The 17,776-nt window shown below is 61.3% G+C and carries 17 protein-coding genes; 9 read left to right on the top strand and 8 right to left on the bottom strand.

Features of this window, described 5'->3' with window-relative positions; genetic code table 11:
• Nucleotides 1–1,015 (bottom strand): aldehyde dehydrogenase family protein (locus tag SM753_RS15605; protein ID WP_323192310.1); only part of this gene is annotated, 1,015 nt, incomplete at its 3' end.
• A 132-nt stretch (nt 1,016–1,147) separates the two neighbouring features.
• Between SM753_RS15605 and SM753_RS15600 the strand changes: the two genes are divergently transcribed.
• Nucleotides 1,148–1,987, top strand: coding sequence for a proline dehydrogenase family protein (locus SM753_RS15600; protein ID WP_323192312.1), 840 nt, complete (start codon nt 1,148–1,150; stop codon nt 1,985–1,987).
• A gap of 674 nt (nt 1,988–2,661) precedes the next feature.
• On the opposite strand, the gene SM753_RS15595 is transcribed toward SM753_RS15600, so the two are convergent.
• Together SM753_RS15595 and SM753_RS15590 are read right to left on the bottom strand one after the other, a co-directional pair.
• On the bottom strand, nt 2,662–3,549 hold the full coding sequence (locus SM753_RS15595) for a helix-turn-helix domain-containing protein (RefSeq protein ID WP_323192309.1): 888 nt from the start codon (nt 3,547–3,549) through the stop codon (nt 2,662–2,664).
• Between the two features lie 547 nt (nt 3,550–4,096).
• Complete coding sequence (locus tag SM753_RS15590) at nt 4,097–4,282, bottom strand: 30S ribosomal protein S17e (protein ID WP_135537046.1); 186 nt, start codon at nt 4,280–4,282, stop codon at nt 4,097–4,099.
• 218 nt (nt 4,283–4,500) lie between these two features.
• Between SM753_RS15590 and SM753_RS15585 the strand changes: the two genes are divergently transcribed.
• From SM753_RS15585 to SM753_RS15575, 3 genes are all read left to right on the top strand, one after another.
• Nucleotides 4,501–4,743, top strand: a complete 243-nt coding sequence (locus tag SM753_RS15585; protein WP_135537045.1) for a hypothetical protein — start codon at nt 4,501–4,503, stop codon at nt 4,741–4,743.
• A 260-nt stretch (nt 4,744–5,003) separates the two neighbouring features.
• Nucleotides 5,004–5,186, top strand: coding sequence for a 30S ribosomal protein S17e (locus SM753_RS15580; protein WP_135537044.1), 183 nt, complete (start codon nt 5,004–5,006; stop codon nt 5,184–5,186).
• Nucleotides 5,187–5,576: 390 nt separating this feature from the next.
• Complete coding sequence (locus tag SM753_RS15575) at nt 5,577–6,905, top strand: 5'-deoxyadenosine deaminase (protein ID WP_323192308.1); 1,329 nt, start codon at nt 5,577–5,579, stop codon at nt 6,903–6,905.
• 154 nt (nt 6,906–7,059) lie between these two features.
• Here the strand turns inward: SM753_RS15575 and SM753_RS15570 are convergent, their stop codons facing one another.
• Nucleotides 7,060–7,560 (bottom strand): ATP-binding cassette domain-containing protein, encoded by a 501-nt coding sequence (locus SM753_RS15570; RefSeq protein WP_323192307.1) that lies wholly within the window; start codon nt 7,558–7,560, stop codon nt 7,060–7,062.
• Between SM753_RS15570 and SM753_RS15565 the strand changes: the two genes are divergently transcribed.
• Entirely contained in the window at nt 7,559–7,819 is a 261-nt protein-coding gene (locus SM753_RS15565) for a sulfurtransferase TusA family protein (protein ID WP_135537042.1), read from the top strand. The genes SM753_RS15570 and SM753_RS15565 overlap by 2 nt on opposite strands.
• Before the next feature lie 37 nt (nt 7,820–7,856).
• On the opposite strand, the gene SM753_RS15560 is transcribed toward SM753_RS15565, so the two are convergent.
• Together SM753_RS15560 and cofC are read right to left on the bottom strand one after the other, a co-directional pair.
• Nucleotides 7,857–8,237, bottom strand: a complete 381-nt coding sequence (locus SM753_RS15560; RefSeq protein WP_135537041.1) for a Rid family detoxifying hydrolase — start codon at nt 8,235–8,237, stop codon at nt 7,857–7,859.
• 52 nt (nt 8,238–8,289) lie between these two features.
• Nucleotides 8,290–8,928: a 2-phospho-L-lactate guanylyltransferase gene (gene cofC / locus SM753_RS15555; RefSeq protein WP_323192306.1), complete on the bottom strand. Its 639-nt coding sequence runs from the start codon at nt 8,926–8,928 to the stop codon at nt 8,290–8,292.
• Between the two features lie 223 nt (nt 8,929–9,151).
• On the opposite strand from cofC, the gene SM753_RS15550 reads away from it, so the two are divergent.
• Together SM753_RS15550 and SM753_RS15545 are read left to right on the top strand one after the other, a co-directional pair.
• Complete coding sequence (locus SM753_RS15550; RefSeq protein WP_323192305.1) at nt 9,152–10,540, top strand: NCS2 family permease; 1,389 nt, start codon at nt 9,152–9,154, stop codon at nt 10,538–10,540.
• 111 nt (nt 10,541–10,651) lie between these two features.
• Complete coding sequence (locus SM753_RS15545) at nt 10,652–11,854, top strand: MFS transporter (protein ID WP_323192304.1); 1,203 nt, start codon at nt 10,652–10,654, stop codon at nt 11,852–11,854.
• A 40-nt stretch (nt 11,855–11,894) separates the two neighbouring features.
• Here the strand turns inward: SM753_RS15545 and SM753_RS15540 are convergent, their stop codons facing one another.
• Nucleotides 11,895–13,115: a molybdopterin molybdotransferase MoeA gene (locus tag SM753_RS15540; RefSeq protein WP_323192303.1), complete on the bottom strand. Its 1,221-nt coding sequence runs from the start codon at nt 13,113–13,115 to the stop codon at nt 11,895–11,897.
• A 227-nt stretch (nt 13,116–13,342) separates the two neighbouring features.
• On the opposite strand from SM753_RS15540, the gene SM753_RS15535 reads away from it, so the two are divergent.
• On the top strand, nt 13,343–14,728 hold the full coding sequence (locus SM753_RS15535) for a nucleobase:cation symporter-2 family protein (RefSeq protein WP_323192302.1): 1,386 nt from the start codon (nt 13,343–13,345) through the stop codon (nt 14,726–14,728).
• A 264-nt stretch (nt 14,729–14,992) separates the two neighbouring features.
• Entirely contained in the window at nt 14,993–16,660 is a 1,668-nt protein-coding gene (gene ade / locus SM753_RS15530; RefSeq protein WP_323192301.1) for an adenine deaminase, read from the top strand.
• A gap of 160 nt (nt 16,661–16,820) precedes the next feature.
• Here the strand turns inward: ade and SM753_RS15525 are convergent, their stop codons facing one another.
• Nucleotides 16,821–17,612 (bottom strand): GNAT family N-acetyltransferase, encoded by a 792-nt coding sequence (locus SM753_RS15525; protein ID WP_323192300.1) that lies wholly within the window; start codon nt 17,610–17,612, stop codon nt 16,821–16,823.
• Between the last annotated feature and the right edge of the window lie 164 nt (nt 17,613–17,776).

Below are 17,776 nucleotides of genomic sequence, written 5' to 3'. Positions count from 1 at the left end.
TCTTCTCGACGTGGCCCGGCTCTATCGCCGGCCCCATGAACGTGTTCTCCTCCAGCGGGTCGCCCACCGCGACTTTCCTGGCGTTTTCGACGAAGCGCTCTTTGAACTCGTCGTACACGTCCGTGTGGACGATGAGCCGTTCCGAGGACACACACCGCTGGCCCGTCGTCTTGAACGACGACATCACGGCGCTGTGGACGGCGATGTCGAGGTCCGCCTGCTCGGTGACGACGATCCCGTTTTTGCCGCCCATCTCGCAGGCGGCGAGTTTGCCGGGCGTGCCCCCGACGGTGCTGGCGACCTCGTTGCCGACTTCCGCGGAGCCGGTAAACAGCACGGTGTCGGTGCGGTCGTCTTCGACGATGGCGTTGCCGGCGTCGCCGAAGCCCTGGACCATGTTGAACACGCCGTCGGGGATGCCGCTGTCCTCGAACATCTCGGCGATGACCTGGCCGCACCAGGGAGTCTGCTCGGCGGGTTTCCAGACGACGGTGTTGCCTTCGACCAGCGAGACGGCCATGTGCCAGAACGGGATCGCGACGGGGAAGTTCCAGGGGGTGATACAGCCGACGACGCCGCGGGGTTTCCGGCGCATGTAGGCGTCCTTGCTGGGGATTTCGCTGGGGACGGAGTCGCCGTGGGGGTGGCGGGCGTTGCCGGCGGCCCACTCGACCATGTGCCAGGCTTCGGTCACGTCGGCTTTCCCTTCGCTTATCTCTTTGCCGCACTCTTTGGTGACGATCTCGCCGAGTTCGTCGTGGCGGTCGCGGAGTTCGTGATAGATGTCCCAGAGGTACTCCGCGCGGTCGATGTAGGAGAGTTCGCGCCACTCTTCGAAGGCGGCATCGGCCTCGGCCATCGCGCGGTCGACGTCGGCTGGGGTGCCGCGCTGGAACTCGCCGAGGCTCTCGCCCGTCGCCGGGTTCTCGCTCTCGAACGTCTCTGTACCCTCGCCGTCCGTCCACTCTCCGCCGATGTAGTGGCGATATTGCGCCGAGTCTGTTGTCCGACTCATACGTTCTTCTCCGCCCCCACCGAGTAGAATTGACACCCTCCCATGGTCGGGCTAGTTCTTTATTTCTGGATTACACCCGTGGTTTTTTTGGTCGGTGCCGTGGTTATAGGCATCCCGGACGAGGTTGAAACGATGATTCCACCCATCGCAAACAACTTCGTCGCTGGAAAGTCACCGCCAGCGGCCCTGGAACGTGCGGCCCGGAACCGGGATGATAGTATCGGGACGATCCTTAATCTACTCGGAGAACACCACGACGACCCCGAGGACGCGGCCGACGACACCGAGGCGTACTGCTCCCTGCTTGATGATATCACGATGTCTGATATCGACGCTCTCATCTCGGTCAAACCCTCACAGATCGGCCTGGAGGTCTCGGCGGACCGGTTCGAGGCTAACCTCCGACGGATCGTCGATAAGGCGGCCAAGGATAACGTGTTTGTCTGGGTCGACATGGAGGGTTCGGGAACGACGGACGTGACTCTGGACGCGTACGAGAGCCTCGCACGGGAATACGACGGGGGCGTCGGCCTCTGTCTACAGGCGAATCTCAAGCGTACGAGCGACGACCTCGACCGCCTCTCCGACGTTCCGGGCAAGGTGAGACTCGTGAAAGGTGCGTACGACGAACCCGAGTCGATCGCGTACACGGACAAGTCCAGAGTCGACGAGGCGTACCGGTCGCTGATCGAAGACGCCTTCGAGCACCGCGAAGGAGGTATCGCCGTCGGGAGCCACGACCCCGCGATGATAGAATACGCTCGCCAACTTCACGAGGAGTACGGGACTCCGTACGAGATTCAGATGCTCATGGGAGTTCGCGAAGACGCCCAGCGAGAACTCGCAGCCAGTGGCGTCGATGTCTATCAGTACGTCCCGTACGGATCACGCTGGATGATGTACTTCTACCGACGAGTCCGGGAGCGAAAGGAGAACGCGCTGTTCGCGCTACGGGCGATCGCCGGCTCCTGAGGTCAAATCGCGCTCCTTGTCCGGCCCACTGCAGTCGATACCGTCGGTCGCAGGGTTCCGACGGTCGGTGTTCCGAACGGAGAACGACAGGCCGTCGAATCCGTGTCCGATTTCGGGTAAGGGGCGTCGGATCAGTCAGTGTACGAGACACCTTCTAGAGAGGAGGAATGGGCCACCACAGAGACAATAATATATATTATATATTCGCAATACAGCTATAGAAAATTGTTTATTATTGTCAAACTCCTACAGTATTGTCTCGGCCATTCAGATATCAGCAGAAAGAAGTCGACTGGAAATTAGCGGCGATGAAACGCTTTTCGGGTGAACCCTGTTCGTCGGGTTTGAGTTAGCAAGTTGAATAGTCGGGGCAATAGCCCGGCGTAATCGAACTCCCGGGCAACTCTGTTTTCGGTGGGAGACGATCTACGGGGACATTGCAGAAATACCGTGCACCTGGTTACTGACCCATGGCTAATTGCCATGTCGTCGGCAGTGCTCTTGAATGAAGATAATATTGTATATTTAGTGCAAATATCCCCTCATCCCCAAGTATAAAATATGCTATAATACTCCTGAAGTCGGTCGGTTTAGCGGCTCGATAGACAGCCATGTCCAGAATCGAGTACCTGTTTTGGAGGAGTAGGGTCGTAACTGAATTCCACGAGGTCCGTTCACTGGTCAGTCACACGGTCGCTATCAAGAACGTGTAGCGAGCGGTCGACGGTCAGTGTAACCTGAGTGTCATCCTTGTCGTAGGTAACGGTAGCACGAAACGGATCTTCCGACTGAATACTGGCTTGGTCCCGAGTGACTGCACCGAATTCCCAGAAAGACAGTTCGGTGGGATCGACACCCTGTTCGTAATAGAAGGAAACGACAGACGGATGATCCTGGAGGCTCGCACCGATGTCGACTGTCATATCCATATTACATCTGTCACAGACGAACTGGACGAACGGGACAGCGGAGAACTGGTCAGGGAGCCCAGTCTCGGCATCGTCTAGCGTCTTGACCGTGGGGTGGATCTCGCCTTCGCAGTACGGACAGAACCCATTCCGAAGTTGTCGAACCGTGTTCCGGCCGTACCGCTGGGCAACGTCGGGGAGTTCGTCGCGGTCGTATCCGGCGAACACGCCGGGAGGGACACCGAACTTGCTAGTGATATCACACTCTCGACAGTCGATACTCACCCACTCGTCTCGATATTCAAAGAGAAGGGAGCCACCACAGGCGGGACACGGGTCGTCGATCGGGATCGGGTCGACGCCGTCCCCTTTCGTGTATGTGCCGGCAAGCATCGATCCCACGACCTGGATTCCGGCCAGTTGAAGCCGATAGGTGTCACCGTGCTTTGCAACGAACTGGTCGGTGAGTTTGTCGAGGTGGTAGTTGAACTGTCCGGAATCCTCGATTCCGGCTCGGTCTCTGAGTTCCGAGAAGGAAGCTTCCTCGTCCGTTATCTCCCAGAGCGCCTGGAGGATTGTGATCCGTTTCGGGTCGGACAACATACCGAACGCATCAGCCTGATCGCCTGCTTCGAACGGTTCCGTCTCGTCCATAGTTGGGTGTACCGGGGTTATCGTGGTCAGGACACTGGTTGATCTTCCGACGCGGGTCAGTACGATTGTATTTCGGACCAATTGTCTATTGACTGTTTTCATTCCCGGTTCTCTAGATCGGACCCTTCCGAACAGTTATTGTAGTCACTGCACACTTGATCGTACGACAGAGATCCGATCAGCGTGTGAAACGTTTCAGTGACTACTATAACACGGCTCTGAAAGCGAGAACTCCGTCAATATCTCAGATAGTATTATGACGACGCCCCCGAGCGAACGAGCAACTGTTCGTGGAGCGGACTCAGACACAAGAGGTGAAAGAGGTCATTCGATCTCTCAGCAAGCAATAGTGTATATTTTAAATAATAGTAGTGTAATATATATTTAGGACATCATTCAGTTCCAAACACCTACAGAGGCGTAGAACTAGCGGCTGATCTGGTAATAGATGGGATTAGAAGGTTCTCATAGCCACTAGAAGCCTAAATTCAGCATTTAAAACCAGGAGGTTCGTTTCCCTAACAACGCTATTCTTTCTCAAATACCATCATTTTCGTTCTTTTTCTTTTCTCGTTATGTACCCTGCGATCCGGTTTCTGACCCGCTTTGCTTCGACGCTGGTCAGTTGTTCGACGCGGTGTTTGTTCTCCTCGAAGTCCTCGGAGAAGGTGTCGGGATGACGCTCTATGAGCGAGTCCCCGATACTGATTATCTCGTCAGAGTTCGAAGTCATACCGGAAACTCGATCCCGTTTCCAATAGTTCTTTGCCACGTCTGTGTTCGAGATCTGGCCGGACTAGTCGCTGTGTCTCTCTTGGTCTCTCCGAATAGGTGGGAGGCAAACGCCACATGTTCTCTTGGCCCAGTTCGGGGCAGGCGAAACTGCGTGTGCCGTATGTCGCCGGAATATTCATTACCCACGCGTCACAAAGGAGGGTGTGAGAAGTTACCATGACACTTAGGGTCACGAGTACCAGCATCGAGTCGCCCGCGGATCGGACGCACGTCTGTCACTTCGACGAACTCTCCGAACAGGCCAAAGAGTGCCTGCTACGAGTGGTGGACGACGATATCGTCGCCGGAGTCGATCCCGATATCGCGACAGAACTCGTGCAGTACGACCTGATAAAGTTCGTCGAATACTACGACGTGCAGCTAACCGACCACCGGGCGAGTGGATCTGTTTCCGCTTGACGGACACCGTCCGATTCTCTCTACCGGTCGACACAGTCATCGACGATTCCGATACCATGTAGCAGCACTCGCGTCCGCTCAGATCGAAGCCGACCCGGAGACCGGCGGACACCAGAGAGCTCACAGGTATCAACAGTAGCGCTTGCAACTGTAACAGTGAACGTCTGAGTGAATATCTCCGAGCGAGCGATAGCGTGATCGCAGAAGCGAACCCGACCGAACAAAGCACTTAACAACGGCATAGCCGAACGTTATCAGTAATGACGGCAGACCCAGAAGACATCATCAGCGTCGGCGACCGCCTGCTGAGCCAGCATCCGGATTCGTTCTCGACGAAGTTCAGCAAGAACAAAACGGTCGTGAAGAAGATGACCAACCTCGGTTCGATACGGCTCCGAAACCGGATAGCCGGGTACATAACCCGCAAACAGGTCGGAAACTGAGCAGTCGCTACCCGTTTTCGGATTGCCTGATTCCCTACTCGCCCAAGACCTCGCGAGCGCCAGTTCCGGCGGCGAATGCTCGCAAAGGCCCCGTATATTCGGTGCCTGTCAGGTCGTGAGAAACGCCGATTCCGAACGGATCCAGTCCGTTCGCGTTACGTGGACAGGCGCTATGGGTTAACAAACTTAGGCTGTTAACTAGTGACAGAGAAATAGATGTATCGAGATAATAGTAGGTGTATCGTCTCTTCGGTCAGAGAACGACGACCGATACGCAGAGTCAACGCAACGCATACGCCCGAACTCGGTCGTTCAAGCACCGTTCGTGCTTGTGCCATGCGAGAGTGTGGAAAGAAAGCCTTTTGCCGGTGTGCAGGTTCCTGTTTACGTATGTTACTTTCCGGCACGGTGGTCGCCGATTCGAGTACCGTTATCCACGACGGTGCCGTCGTCGTGAACGATACGGTCATCGAGGCCGTCGGTGATCGGGACGCACTCGTCGATCAGTACCCGGACCACGAAACACAGGAGTACGACGTGCTTCTTCCCGGCCTCGTGGGCGGACACATCCACTCCGTGCAGAGCCTCGGCCGCGGTATCGCCGACGATACGGAACTCCTCGACTGGCTGTTCGACTACATACTGCCGATGGAAGCGTCGCTGTCGGCAGAGGAGATGGAGGTGGCAGCGAAACTCGGCTATCTCGAGATGATCGAAAGCGGAACGACGACGTGCGTGGACCATCTCTCCGTCAACCACGCGGACCAGGCGTTCGAGGCTGCCGGAGAGATCGGCATTCGCGGCGTCCTCGGGAAAGTGATGATGGACCGACGCTCACCCAGAGGACTCTTAGAGGACACGTCGGACGCGCTAGAGGAGACGGAGCGGCTCATCGAAAAGTACCACGGCTCGTTCGACGACCGCGTCCGGTACGCTGTCACGCCGCGGTTCGCCGTCTCTTGTACCGAAGAGTGCCTTCGCGGCGCTCGCGAACTCGCCGACGAGTACGACGGCGTCAGGATCCACACGCACGCGAGCGAGAACCAGAGCGAGATAGAAACCGTCAAGTCTGACACGGGGATGCGAAACATCCACTGGTTGGACGAGGTCGGCCTCACCGGCGAGGACGTCGTCCTCGCCCACTGCGTCTGGACGGACGAGAGCGAGCGGGAAGTCCTCGCGGAGACGGGGACACACGTCACCCACTGTCCGTCCTCGAACATGAAACTCGCGAGCGGAATCGCCCCCGTCTGGGACTACCTCGACCGGGACATCAACGTCGCGCTCGGCAACGACGGACCGCCCTGTAACAACACGCTCGACCCGTTCACCGAAATGCGGCAGGCGAGTCTCCTGCAGAAGGTGGACCAGCTAGACCCGACCGTCACCCCCGCCGAGGACATATTCGAGATGGCAACGATAAACGGGGCAAAGGCGGCCGGCTTCGACCGGCTGGGAGCCATCCGTGAAGGCTGGCGCGCCGACATCGTCGGTCTCCGGACGGATATCACCCGGGCGACGCCGCTTCACGATGTGCTCTCCCATCTCGTGTTTGCCGCCCACGGGGAGGACGTGATGTTCACGATGGTCGACGGGAACGTGCTCGTCGAAAACGGCGAAGTAACGACCGTCGACGCGGAACGGATTCGCCAGAGAGCGGACGATGTCGGCCTCTCGCTCGAATCGCACCGCGAAGCGGCAGAGGAAGTGAAACCGTAAGATCGACTGTTCCGTCGTTGAACCGCCGCGACCGGTCCGTCGGTGGCCATTGATTCAGCTCTATCCGCCTGTCAGACCGTCTACGGACCGTACACGCTATCGATCGCGACGTGAGTAACGGGGGTTCGCGGCGGTTGCCGTCCGGCTACGATCGCTATTCCCGACTCCTGGACGTAGCGTGCCACTGGTCCGCGGCGTGTTTCTCGGCGGCGGTCTGTCCGAGCGACGGCGTCTGCGGAGGAGAACGCGCGGCAGGCAACCCCGTATCGACGCCTTCGAATGTCTCCCGTAACTCGGCGACTGTGACGCGTTCCGAAGGGCGGTCGAATCGGATCGAGCCGTCGACGACGCCGACGATGCGGTCGTAGTGGGTGACTGCCAGTTCCATGTCGTGGAGAACGGTGAGCAGCGTCCGGTCACCCGCGGCGTCGTCTAGCACTTCGAGGACAGTGGTCCGCGATGAGGGGTCGAGGTTGGCCGTCGGCTCGTCCGCGACGATAACCGGCGCGTCCTGCATCAGGGCACGAGCGAACGCCACTCGTTGTCGTTCGCCCGCGCTGAGCGCGTCGGCCCTGTGCAGATGTGCCCGGCGGACCCCGAGTCCGGTTCGCCCCGGGGACAACGTTATAGTCGTGCGTGCGGTGCCGTGGCACATGGAACTCGACGTGAGTGGCACAGTGTGTCCTCAGACAGTGACGATCGTTAAACGCTGTCTGGAGGAACTCGAACCAGGTGACGAACTCACGGTCGTCGGGGATTACCCGCCCGCAGAGCGGAGTATTCGCCGCTCGTGTCACAAGCACGGGTACGACGTATCGACGGCAACTCCAACGGAACCCGAAGCCGAGTTCGAACTACAGATACTCGTGACTGAAGCGTCGGGCTCTCGACGGTCGGTTACGGACTCACCGTGAAATCCGGGACAGAAACGGAGTGTTGAGCGAACGCCGTTCAGTCGCTCGCCGCGATAGCTTCGATTTCGACGCCGACACCCTTCGGCAGGTTCGCGACCTCCACAGCGCTACGGGCGGGCGGTTCGTCGTCGAAGAAGTCCTTGTAGGTGTCGTTCATTTCCTCGAAATCGTCGATATCGTCCAGAAACACGGTGACTTTCAGGATGTCGCTCATCTCCAGACCCTCCTCCGACAGAATGCCGCGGATGTTAGAGAGAGACTGCTCGGCCTGGGCAGCGATCGGTTCGTCCGCGAGCAGGTCACCGTCGGGCGTCATCGGGATCTGACCGGCGGTGAACACGAGATCGCCGTTGGTCGTCGCCTGACTGTACGCGCCAACCGCCTCCGGTGCATCGTTCGAGTTGATTACTCGCTTCATACGGGATCACTCAAAGTATCGCACCTTAATGATTTCCCCGTCGGAATAGCCGTTACTGGTGCAACTCGTCCGAGAGTGCCGTGCGCTCAACGCCGCTCCGGCCGCTATCCGCCGTGAGCCGAAAGCCCCGGTCGCGGAGCCACTGCGCGGCGTGCCCGTCCCCGTGCAACAGCAACTCCGCCAGGTCGTCCGGTTCGTCGATGTCCGTCGCCATGCGGTACGAATCCACCTCCGTCAGCGTCGCGCCGGTTTTGCGCACGGCGGACCGGTGGTCGAGATAGGAGTTGTCGTGATAGTCGACGGCGAAGTCCGCGGTGCGTGAGACGAGCGCGTTCGTGCCGCCGCCGACGCCGCGGGCGAGCACTACGTCCCCGTCGCTTGTGAGCAGTCGTTCGAGCGCCGCTTCCGTGAGCAACGGCAGGTCCGCCATCACGACGGCTATCGCGTTTGACGAGGACCGCAACTGTCCGTTGACGGCACGCGAAAGCGGTCGCTCGTCGACGCGTACGGGGCAGTCCTCGATATCGACCGGCGTCGGCGACAGGACGAGCGGATCGCCCCCGACGCCTCGAACGACGGCCAAGACATCTCGGAGCATCGCTCTCCCAAACGCGACCCGTTCGCTGTGGTCGAGTACCTCCGAAAGCCTCGTCTTCGGGTTCTTGCCGTCGTACGGGACGATGACTCGCATGACTGTTCTCTCCGGAGTTCGTCGGTTCGGTCCCATCAATCTCCCGCCACAACGGAGAAACACACGCGACACAACTCGCAAGTCCCGATCGAACCGCTCCAATATATCTGCCAAACCGGATCTATCTGCCACATCGTGTTGTCAACGGTGAGATACCGGCCACCTTTTATATCAATTTACAGTAACCGGAACTGCTAATAAGGTGTGTCACACCGTGTCACCCGTGTCAGATGCTGATCAACAGTCGAAGGTAGCGGCGTTCTTCGGCTACGGAGAGTACGGTACCGATACGAAAACGGAAGTGATCGCCGGGATGACGACGTTCCTGACGATGTCGTACATCATCGTGGTTAATCCGACTATCCTCTCGGCGGCCATTAGCGTCGACGGCTACTCGGACGGGCAGGTCTTCCAGATGATCGCCATCACGACGATCCTCGCTGCGGTCGTGGGGACGATCGTGATGGCCCTCTACGCTAACCGGCCGTTCGGACTCGCGCCGGGGATGGGACTCAACGCGTACTTCGCGTTTACCGTCGTCATCACGCTCGGGATCCCCTGGCAAACCGCCCTCGCGGCGGTGTTCGTCGAGGGGATCGTCTTCATGGCGATGTCCTCGGTCGGGGCACGCCGGTATATCATCGAGTTCTTCCCGAAACCGGTCAAGTTCGCCGTGGGCGCGGGTATCGGGCTGTACCTCCTCCTGTTAGGACTGATAGAGATGAACGTAGCGATCGCACACGACGATACACTGCTCACCCTCGGGAACGTCGCCTCCGACCCGGTGGCGCTCCTGTCCCTTGCTGGCCTGGTGTTTACGCTCGTCCTCTACTCGCGGGAGGTGACCGGGTCGATCATCATCGGTATTCTGACCACGGCGCTCGCCGGATGGGGGCTGACCCTCGGAGGAGTGGTCAACGACGGTCTCCTCACTCCGTCGGGCGTCCCCGAACCGCACTACGATATCACGCCGCTCATCGGCGCGTTTCTGGAAGGGTTCCAGAACATCGAACCGGTGTCGTTCGCCATCGTGGTGTTCACGTTCTTTTTCGTGGACTTCTTCGACACGGCCGGGACGCTCATCGGCGTCTCCCAGTTCGGCGGGTTTCTCGATGACGACGGGAATCTCCCCGAGATGGAAAAGCCCCTGATGGCCGACGCGGTCGCGACGACGTTCGGTGCGATGATCGGGACGACGACGGTCACGACCTACATCGAGAGTTCCACGGGGATCGAAGAAGGCGGCCGGACCGGAATGACCGCTCTCGTCGTAGGGTTACTGTTCTTGCTCTCGCTGGCCTTCATCCCGCTCGTCGCCGCCATCCCGGCGTACGCGTCCTACTTGGCGCTGGTCGTCGTCGGACTGATCATGCTTCAGGGCATCACCGACATCAACTGGGAGAGTTCCGAGTGGCTCATTCCGGGCGGCCTGACGATGGTGATGATGCCGCTGACGGCCTCTATCGCTAACGGCATCGCCGCCGGCATCATCAGTTACCCCATCGTCAAAACGGCACGGGGGGACTACGCCGACGTTCACGTCGCGCAGTGGGCGCTCGCGGGGGCGTTCGTCCTCTACTTCTACGTTACCTCCGGCGGGGTGATGGGATAGATATCCCGCGACTCGGGACGAACGGGCGAGAGCGATGCCGCCACCCGCAAACACGGATCACGAACCGCGTCGTTTGGCTAGCACCGGGCGCTCCACCGTCACACGATACAGATGACCTCCTCACGAGCACGGGTCGACATCCCCTGGACATCGGCCACCTTTCAGTCGGTACTCGCGTGTTCGCTCATCGGCGTGATGGGCGTTCCGCTGATCAGTCCGCTCCTTCCCGATCTCCGTGCAGTGTTCGGGATAAGCGACGCGCAGGCGGGGCTCGTCATCACGGCCTACACGCTTCCCGGCGTGTTTCTGACGCCGTTCATCGGACTCCTCTCTGACCGACTGGGGCGGCGAACGGTCGTTCTCCCCCTGCTGTTTCTCTTCGGCCTGGCCGGCGGCGGTATCGCGCTCGAACCGTCGTTCCGCGGCGTTCTCGCCCTCAGGTTCTTGCAGGGTGTCGGCGGGAGCGGTCTGATGGTGTTGGCGATCACGCTCATCGGGGATTTCTACGACGGAGAGCGACGGAACACGGTCATGGGGATAAACGGCAGCGCCATCGGCATCGGTGCCGCCGCGTATCCGCTGCTCGGTGGCGCGTTAGCCGCCATGCATTGGAACGTTCCGTTCGCGTTCTTCGGTCTCAGCCTCGCGGTCGGAGCTATCGCGCTCTTCACACTCGAAGAACCGGAGATAGAGGACACCCCTGCAATGAGAACGTACGTATCGCGGGTCGTCTCCGCGGTCCTCGTTCCCCGGGCGCTCGGACTCTGGGCCGCGGCGTTTCTCACGTTTTTCCTGTTCTACGGGGGCGTTCTCACGGCACTCTCACTGCTGCTGAGCGACGTTCACGGCCTCTCCGCGGGCCAGATCGGAGCGTTGTTCAGCATGGTCTCTATCGCTAACGCGTCCATCGCATCCCAGTACGGGCGCATCTCGCATCGCTTCGAACCGCAGGAACTGGTCGCGCTCGGGTTCGTCGGGTTCGGCGTCAGCCTCCTCGGCATCTGGGCCGCTCCGACGCCGATACTGATCAGCGCGATGCTGCTCTGTTTCGGTTTGGGGTTCGGACTCGTGATGCCGTCGCTCAACACGAGCGTCACCAGCCTCGTCTCGGGGGAACTCCGCGCGAGTATGATGGGTGTGCTGACGAGTATGCTCTGGCTCGGACAGACCGTCGGCCCCGTCGCGTTCACCAGCGTTGCGAGCGCCGCGTTCGACGACCCCGTACGCGGCTATCGACTGCTGTTGCTGTTCTGGGGGACGGCGACGCTCGTCAGCGGCGGACTCGTTTTTCTCGCCCTCGTCCGGCGGAACTGACCGGAGCCAGCGAGAGCCGACCGACTGCCGGTCACCGGCGCTACTCGAGAACAGGGTACGGTATCACGCGCACCGACTCGCCTGCCGAGAGATCCGACTCCGTGATCACGAACCCGTCGGCTCGCGTCGCCCGCGTACTGGACGAGAGAACGCTCGGATCGAACGTCTCGTCGTACACCTGAAGCGGCGAGTCGACGTGGCCGAGCGGCGTTGCCCGCTCACCGTCTAGGGTCACCGGGACCGCGTACTCGAATCCGGGCGTCCCGATACCGACGTCGCTGGTGACGGTCGCGCCCCTCGTCGGCAGGGGATCCACATCGCCGACGAAGAAGGGGCGCATGACGAGCGTCGCCACCGTGTGAGCGCCGACCGGTTTCCCCGGAACGGCAAACGCCACCGCGTCGTGGTCGGGGAGTTGCGCGGCCGCTATCGGTTTGCCGGGTCGGATCCTGACCCGATGGAAGCGAAGTTCTCCCAGGGATTCGAGCGCTCGAACGACGTAATCCTTCTCGCCGACGCTCGTCCCTCCCGTCGTGATAACCACGTCGTGCTCGTCGGCCAGTTCGGCGATCCGCTGTTCCGTCCTATCGTACTCGTCGGGGACCGTCCCCGCTATCGTCGCACTGTGTCCCCACGACCGTACGAGCGCGGCCAGCATCGGCGAATCGAGGTCGGCGGTGACCCCCTCGTGGATCTCTGACCCCGTTGCCAGCAAGCCCGCCGAAAACCGCTCGTACACGGCGACCCGTTCGATCCCGAGGTCACGAAGCAGGATCAGGTCCTTCGCGGAAAGCCGTTCTCCGGGTCGAAACAGCGTTTCGCCGGCGGAGACGTTGCTCCCCCGTTCGTACGCGTACGTCCCCGGTTCGAGGGCGCTTCCGGTGAGTTCGCCGCCCTCCACGGTCGCCTCCTCGACTTTGAGTACGGCGTTCGCGCGCTCCGGCAGCGGCGCACCGGTGGCGATACGGACGGTCTCGCCGGCCGCAATCGACGGCGGCTGGTCCTCCGGAAATATCTCCTCGTCCCTGACCGTCAGCGGGTACGGATCCCTGGCGTCGACCGCGAAACCGTCCATCGTCGCGTGGTCGTGAGCGGGAACGTCTCGGGGAGCGGTCACCGGTTCCGCGAGCGTTCGGCCCGCCGCGCCGTCTTCGATGCTCATCTCGACCGTCCCGCGGGTGGACAGTTCCCGTTCGAGGAGGTCCGTGACCTCCTCCACGGCGTCGGCACGCCACAGCATCGACTCGTGATCGTGGCTCATAGCGAGGGTTGCGAACTATACCCACAAACCCCTTTCGCCTACCCCCGAAACGGAACGCGCTCGACCGGCAGACAGTAGACTCGAATACTCCGCACGGGCTCTGAACGCAGTCCTGAAAGCGAGAGGTCGATGGACTACGCTCGGAGCGCCTTGCGGGGCAAATATAAGCCGAGGTACAAGTGGTAAATGATTTATACCTTCAGATAGTCTGTGGGAATTGACAGCACATGTCAGAGAGAGACGGATCGATCGACCTGGCGTACGAGTTAGAAGAGAAACCACCTGCGGCGGAAGCTATCTTCCTCGGCATACAGCACGTCGCGGCCATGATCGTCCCGGCGACGGCTGTCGCGCTCATCGTCGGCGGCGGCGTGGGAGCCGGTACCGCTGACACGTCGTTCCTGGTACAGATGGTACTGGTCTTCTCCGGGATCGCAACGCTCGTCCAGGTGTTCCCCATCGGACCGGTCGGTGCCCGGTTGCCGATCGTGATGGGGACGAGTTTCGCGTTCGTCGGTGCGGCGATAGCGATAGGAACGCAGTACGGTCTGGACGCCGTCTTCGGGGCCATCCTCGTCGCGGCGCTGGTAGAGGTACTGATAGGCTGGCAGTTCAAACGGGTCAAACGGTTCTTCCCGCCGTTGGTTACCGGTCTGATCGTCATGATCATCGGACTCTACCTCGTCCCGGTCGGGATGGACTACATCGCGGGCGGCGCGGGGGCCGCCGACTACGGCGCGCTCCACCACCTCGGTCTGGCCCTGCTCGTGATAGCAGTGACCGTCGGATTGAACCTCTTTACGTCCGGTTCCTTGCGGGTACTCAGCATCCTGATCGGGATCACCGTCGGCTACGTCGCCGCGATCGCTGCCGGCGTCGTCGACTTCTCGGCGGTCGGACAAGCCAGTTGGTTCGCGGTTCCCGTCCCCGGGAAGTTCGGGTTCTCGTTCGAACCGGTGCCGATCCTGACGTTCACCGCGATCCACATCACGGCGGCGATAGAATCTATCGGTGACATCACCGGTATTACCGCCGCAGAGGGCCGGAACCCGACTGACGACGAGATATCGGGCGGCCTGTTCGTCGACGGGATCGGCAGTTCGATCGGCGCGCTGTTCGGCGCGTTCCCGCTGACCACCTTCTCCCAGAACGTCGGCCTCATCAACTTCACCGGCGTGATGAGCCGCTACGTCGTCGGAGTCAGCGGTGCTGTTTTGCTGTTGCTCGGCTTCATTCCGAAAGTCAGCGCAGTCGTGACGACGATCCCGAGCGCGGTGCTCGGGGGCGCAGTGCTAATCATGTTCGGGATGATCATGTCTAGCGGCATCCGCCTCATCTTCCTGAACGAGCGGATGAACCGCCGGAACATGGTCATCATCGCTACGTCGATCACGCTCGGCCTCGGCGTGGAGTTCCGTCCGGAGGCGCTCAGCGGACTGCCGGACCGAGCGACGATCTTCTTCGGCAACGCGATCATCATGACCGCCATCTCGGCGATCGTTCTCAACACGCTCGTGCCGCGCGAGACGGAGTCCGACATCGAGGACGCGGACACCACCGGAGACCTCAACGAGGAGTTAGGCCCCGACGCAGTGGCGTCGAACGAGGATTAGTTCCACGCCCGGACTGTTTTTCGGACGCCCCCGAACTCCCGGTCACAGACGGTCGTCCGTGACCCATCTCTCCCTGTTCTCGGCGTTGCTGTCGTCGCAGATCATCAGACTACGCTGGAGCGCGTGGCATGATATTCCATAGCAAGTTATTTCGTCGTCGAACGAGACGTTCGACTATGCAGTTCGACAACTTCGCACTCGGCGAGCGGTATCGTCAGCGCGGCGATACGGCGCGCGGAACGGCCGTCCCGGGAGGTGGGGGAAGTGACTGACCGCGTCGACACGCTCGTCCGCGGAACGCTGGTGAACGTAAACACCGGGACCCTCGAAGACCGCGCCGTGGCGATCGACGACGGGACCATCGTAGCGCTGGAAGAACGTCCCGCCGAACGCGAACTAGAGGCGAACTACGTCGCCCCGGGCCTCGTCGACGCGCACATGCACGTCGAATCGAGCATGGTGACGCTCCCGCAGTACGGTGATGCTGTCGTTCCGAGAGGCGTGACGAGCGTCGTACACGACCCACACGAGATAGCGAACGTAGCGGGTGCGGACGGCGTCCGCGCAGTGATCCGAGACGCCGAGCGCACGCCACTAAAGGCGCGGTTCACCGTCCCGTCCAGCGTCCCAGCGTCCGACCTGCAGGACTGCGGGGCGGCGCTCCCGTCCGAGAGCGTGACGGAACTGCTCGACGAGCGGAACGTCGTCGCGCTCGGCGAAGTGATGAACATTCCGGGATTGCTCGCAGGAGACGGAGAAGTCCATGCGAAGATCCGCGCCGCACGAGAGCGCGGGCTGACAGTGGACGGACACATGCCACGGGTCACGGGCGACAGACTACAGGAGGCCGCGCGGTATCTCGACAACGACCACGAGAGCATCTCCCTGTCCGAGGCCCGAGAGAAGGTCGATGTCGGCCTCCGCGTCTACCTGCGCGAGGGTTCGTCGAGCAAGAACCTCGGCGACCTCCTACCGCTCGTCGAAGACGTAGACAGCCGACGGCTCTCGCTCTGTACGGACGACCGTGAGGTCACTGACCTCGTCGACGAGGGCGGCGTCGACTTCGCGGTCCGGAAAGCCGTCCGGGAGGGCGCGGATCCGGTCGAGGTCGTACAGATGGCGACGATCAACACGGCGGAGAGTTACGGCCTACCGTTCGGCAGGGTCCAACCGGGAGCGCCGGCGGATATCGTCCTCCTCGACGACCTGCGCACCTGGGACGTCGACCGCGTGCTGGTCGACGGCGAACTCGACCCGACGCAGGACGGCACCCCGGCTACGTCGACCCACCTCCCGACAGATACGGTCGACTTTCCGACGGTTTCGGCGTCGGATTTCGCCATCACCGTTGCCGACGGCCACAGCAGCGACGAACGCGTCCGCGTCATCGATGCCGTCGGCGGTCTCCAGACCGACCCAATGATCACGACGGTCCCCGTCCAAGAGGGCACCCTGATCCCGAACCCCGACGAGGACCTGCTCTCGCTCGCCGTCGTCGAGCGACACGGCAATGACGGGGGGATCGGCCGCGGCTTCGTCCACGGGCTTGGACTGGAACGCGGCGCCGTCGGGTCGACGGTCGCCCACGACGCCCACAACTGCGTCGTCGCGGGTGCGGACCACGCGTCGATGGCGTCGGTCGCGAACAAACTCAGGGAGTTAGAGGGTGGCGTCGTCGCGTACGACCCCGTCGACGACGAGTTCTCGACGCTCGCGCTCCCCATCGCTGGCCTGATGTCGAACCAACCGATAGAGACGGTGTACGAGCGGTTCGAGGCCGTCGAGAGCTACGCCGGCGACCTCGGGATGGCGGAGACTGGCCTGATGGAACTCTCGTTTCTCGCGCTGGAGGTTATCCCGACGTATCGGCTCACGAACAACGGTCTTGTGGACGTCACGGACGGCAAGTACGTGGACGTGACGGTCTCGTAGCGATCGCCGGTGTGGCCGTGACGGTCTCGTAGCCGTCCGCCTATACGCGGAGGTGCGTGCATCGAAACCGTCGAAAAAACGTTCTGAGGCCGTGAGAAATGGTTCAGGGGCCGCGCGAGACGGACGAATTCCGTCGGTCACGTCGAGGTCCCGTCGGATCTCAATCGTCGATCGCGCAAGACAGGATCACTTCGTCCGTGTACGAGTCCTTCGCCAGATAGTGGTCGCTCCGAGTCGCTTCGACGGTCCAACCGCGGTTCGTGAGGAAATCGACGCCGACCCTGTTCGTGGACGGGAGATGCTGATAGAGCTTCTCGTAGCCGCAGCGTTCGGCCCACGTCTGTGCGTACTCCAACAGGTTGGTCCCGATCCCCGCCTCGCGTCGCTCTTCCACGACACCACCGGTGATCGTCGCGTGATGGCTCTCGGGCCGCGACGGCGCTTCGGCGTGGACCCAACCGCAGACCGTCTTATCGACGGTCGCCACGTAGAAGCCGCGTTCACCCTCCGAACACCGTCGGTGGAGCCTTCCCCCGTGCGCCAACGGTGCTGCGGTCGCTACCGCATCGACGTGGATCCGCTCTTCGCCCACGGACCGCATGACGTCGACCAGCGCCGTCCGGTCGCTTTCGTTCGCCGGCCTAAGCTCGACCGGCGAGTCGAACCGCGGGAGATCAACCGTTTTCGCCTCCGTCAGCCGGTCAATGTCGACCGCGACGCGAACCCGGTCGTCCTCTTCGACCAGAAACCCGCTGCGTTCGAGCAGCGCGAGGTGATGACGGGCCGCGCGCCTATCGTTGGGGAACAGCGCCTCCCGCAGACGACGGTGTCGAACCGGACCGCGCTCGGCCACGTACTCGTACAGATGTCGCCGTTGCTCGTTGGGAATCTCGTTTGCCGCCGCTTTACTCGACCGTAACGCGCCACCAGTCGGAGTCGGATTTTCGGACATAGTTTTCCTGATACCACGGTTTTGGGTCCGGAAACCGCACGGACTCTCACGACCGTCGACAGTACCGACGAAATAGAGGTATTTAGTTGCTCGAACCGGCACGCCGCCACACAGTCGTGACAACACTTGGCATATCCTGACAACGCCCTCGCACCCGGTCGCCG

The sequence above is a fragment of the Halostella sp. PRR32 genome, from assembly GCF_034808085.1.
GTDB classification, from domain to species: domain Archaea; phylum Halobacteriota; class Halobacteria; order Halobacteriales; family Natronoarchaeaceae; genus Halostella; species Halostella pelagica.
This window is presented reverse-complemented; position numbering and strand designations above follow the sequence as displayed.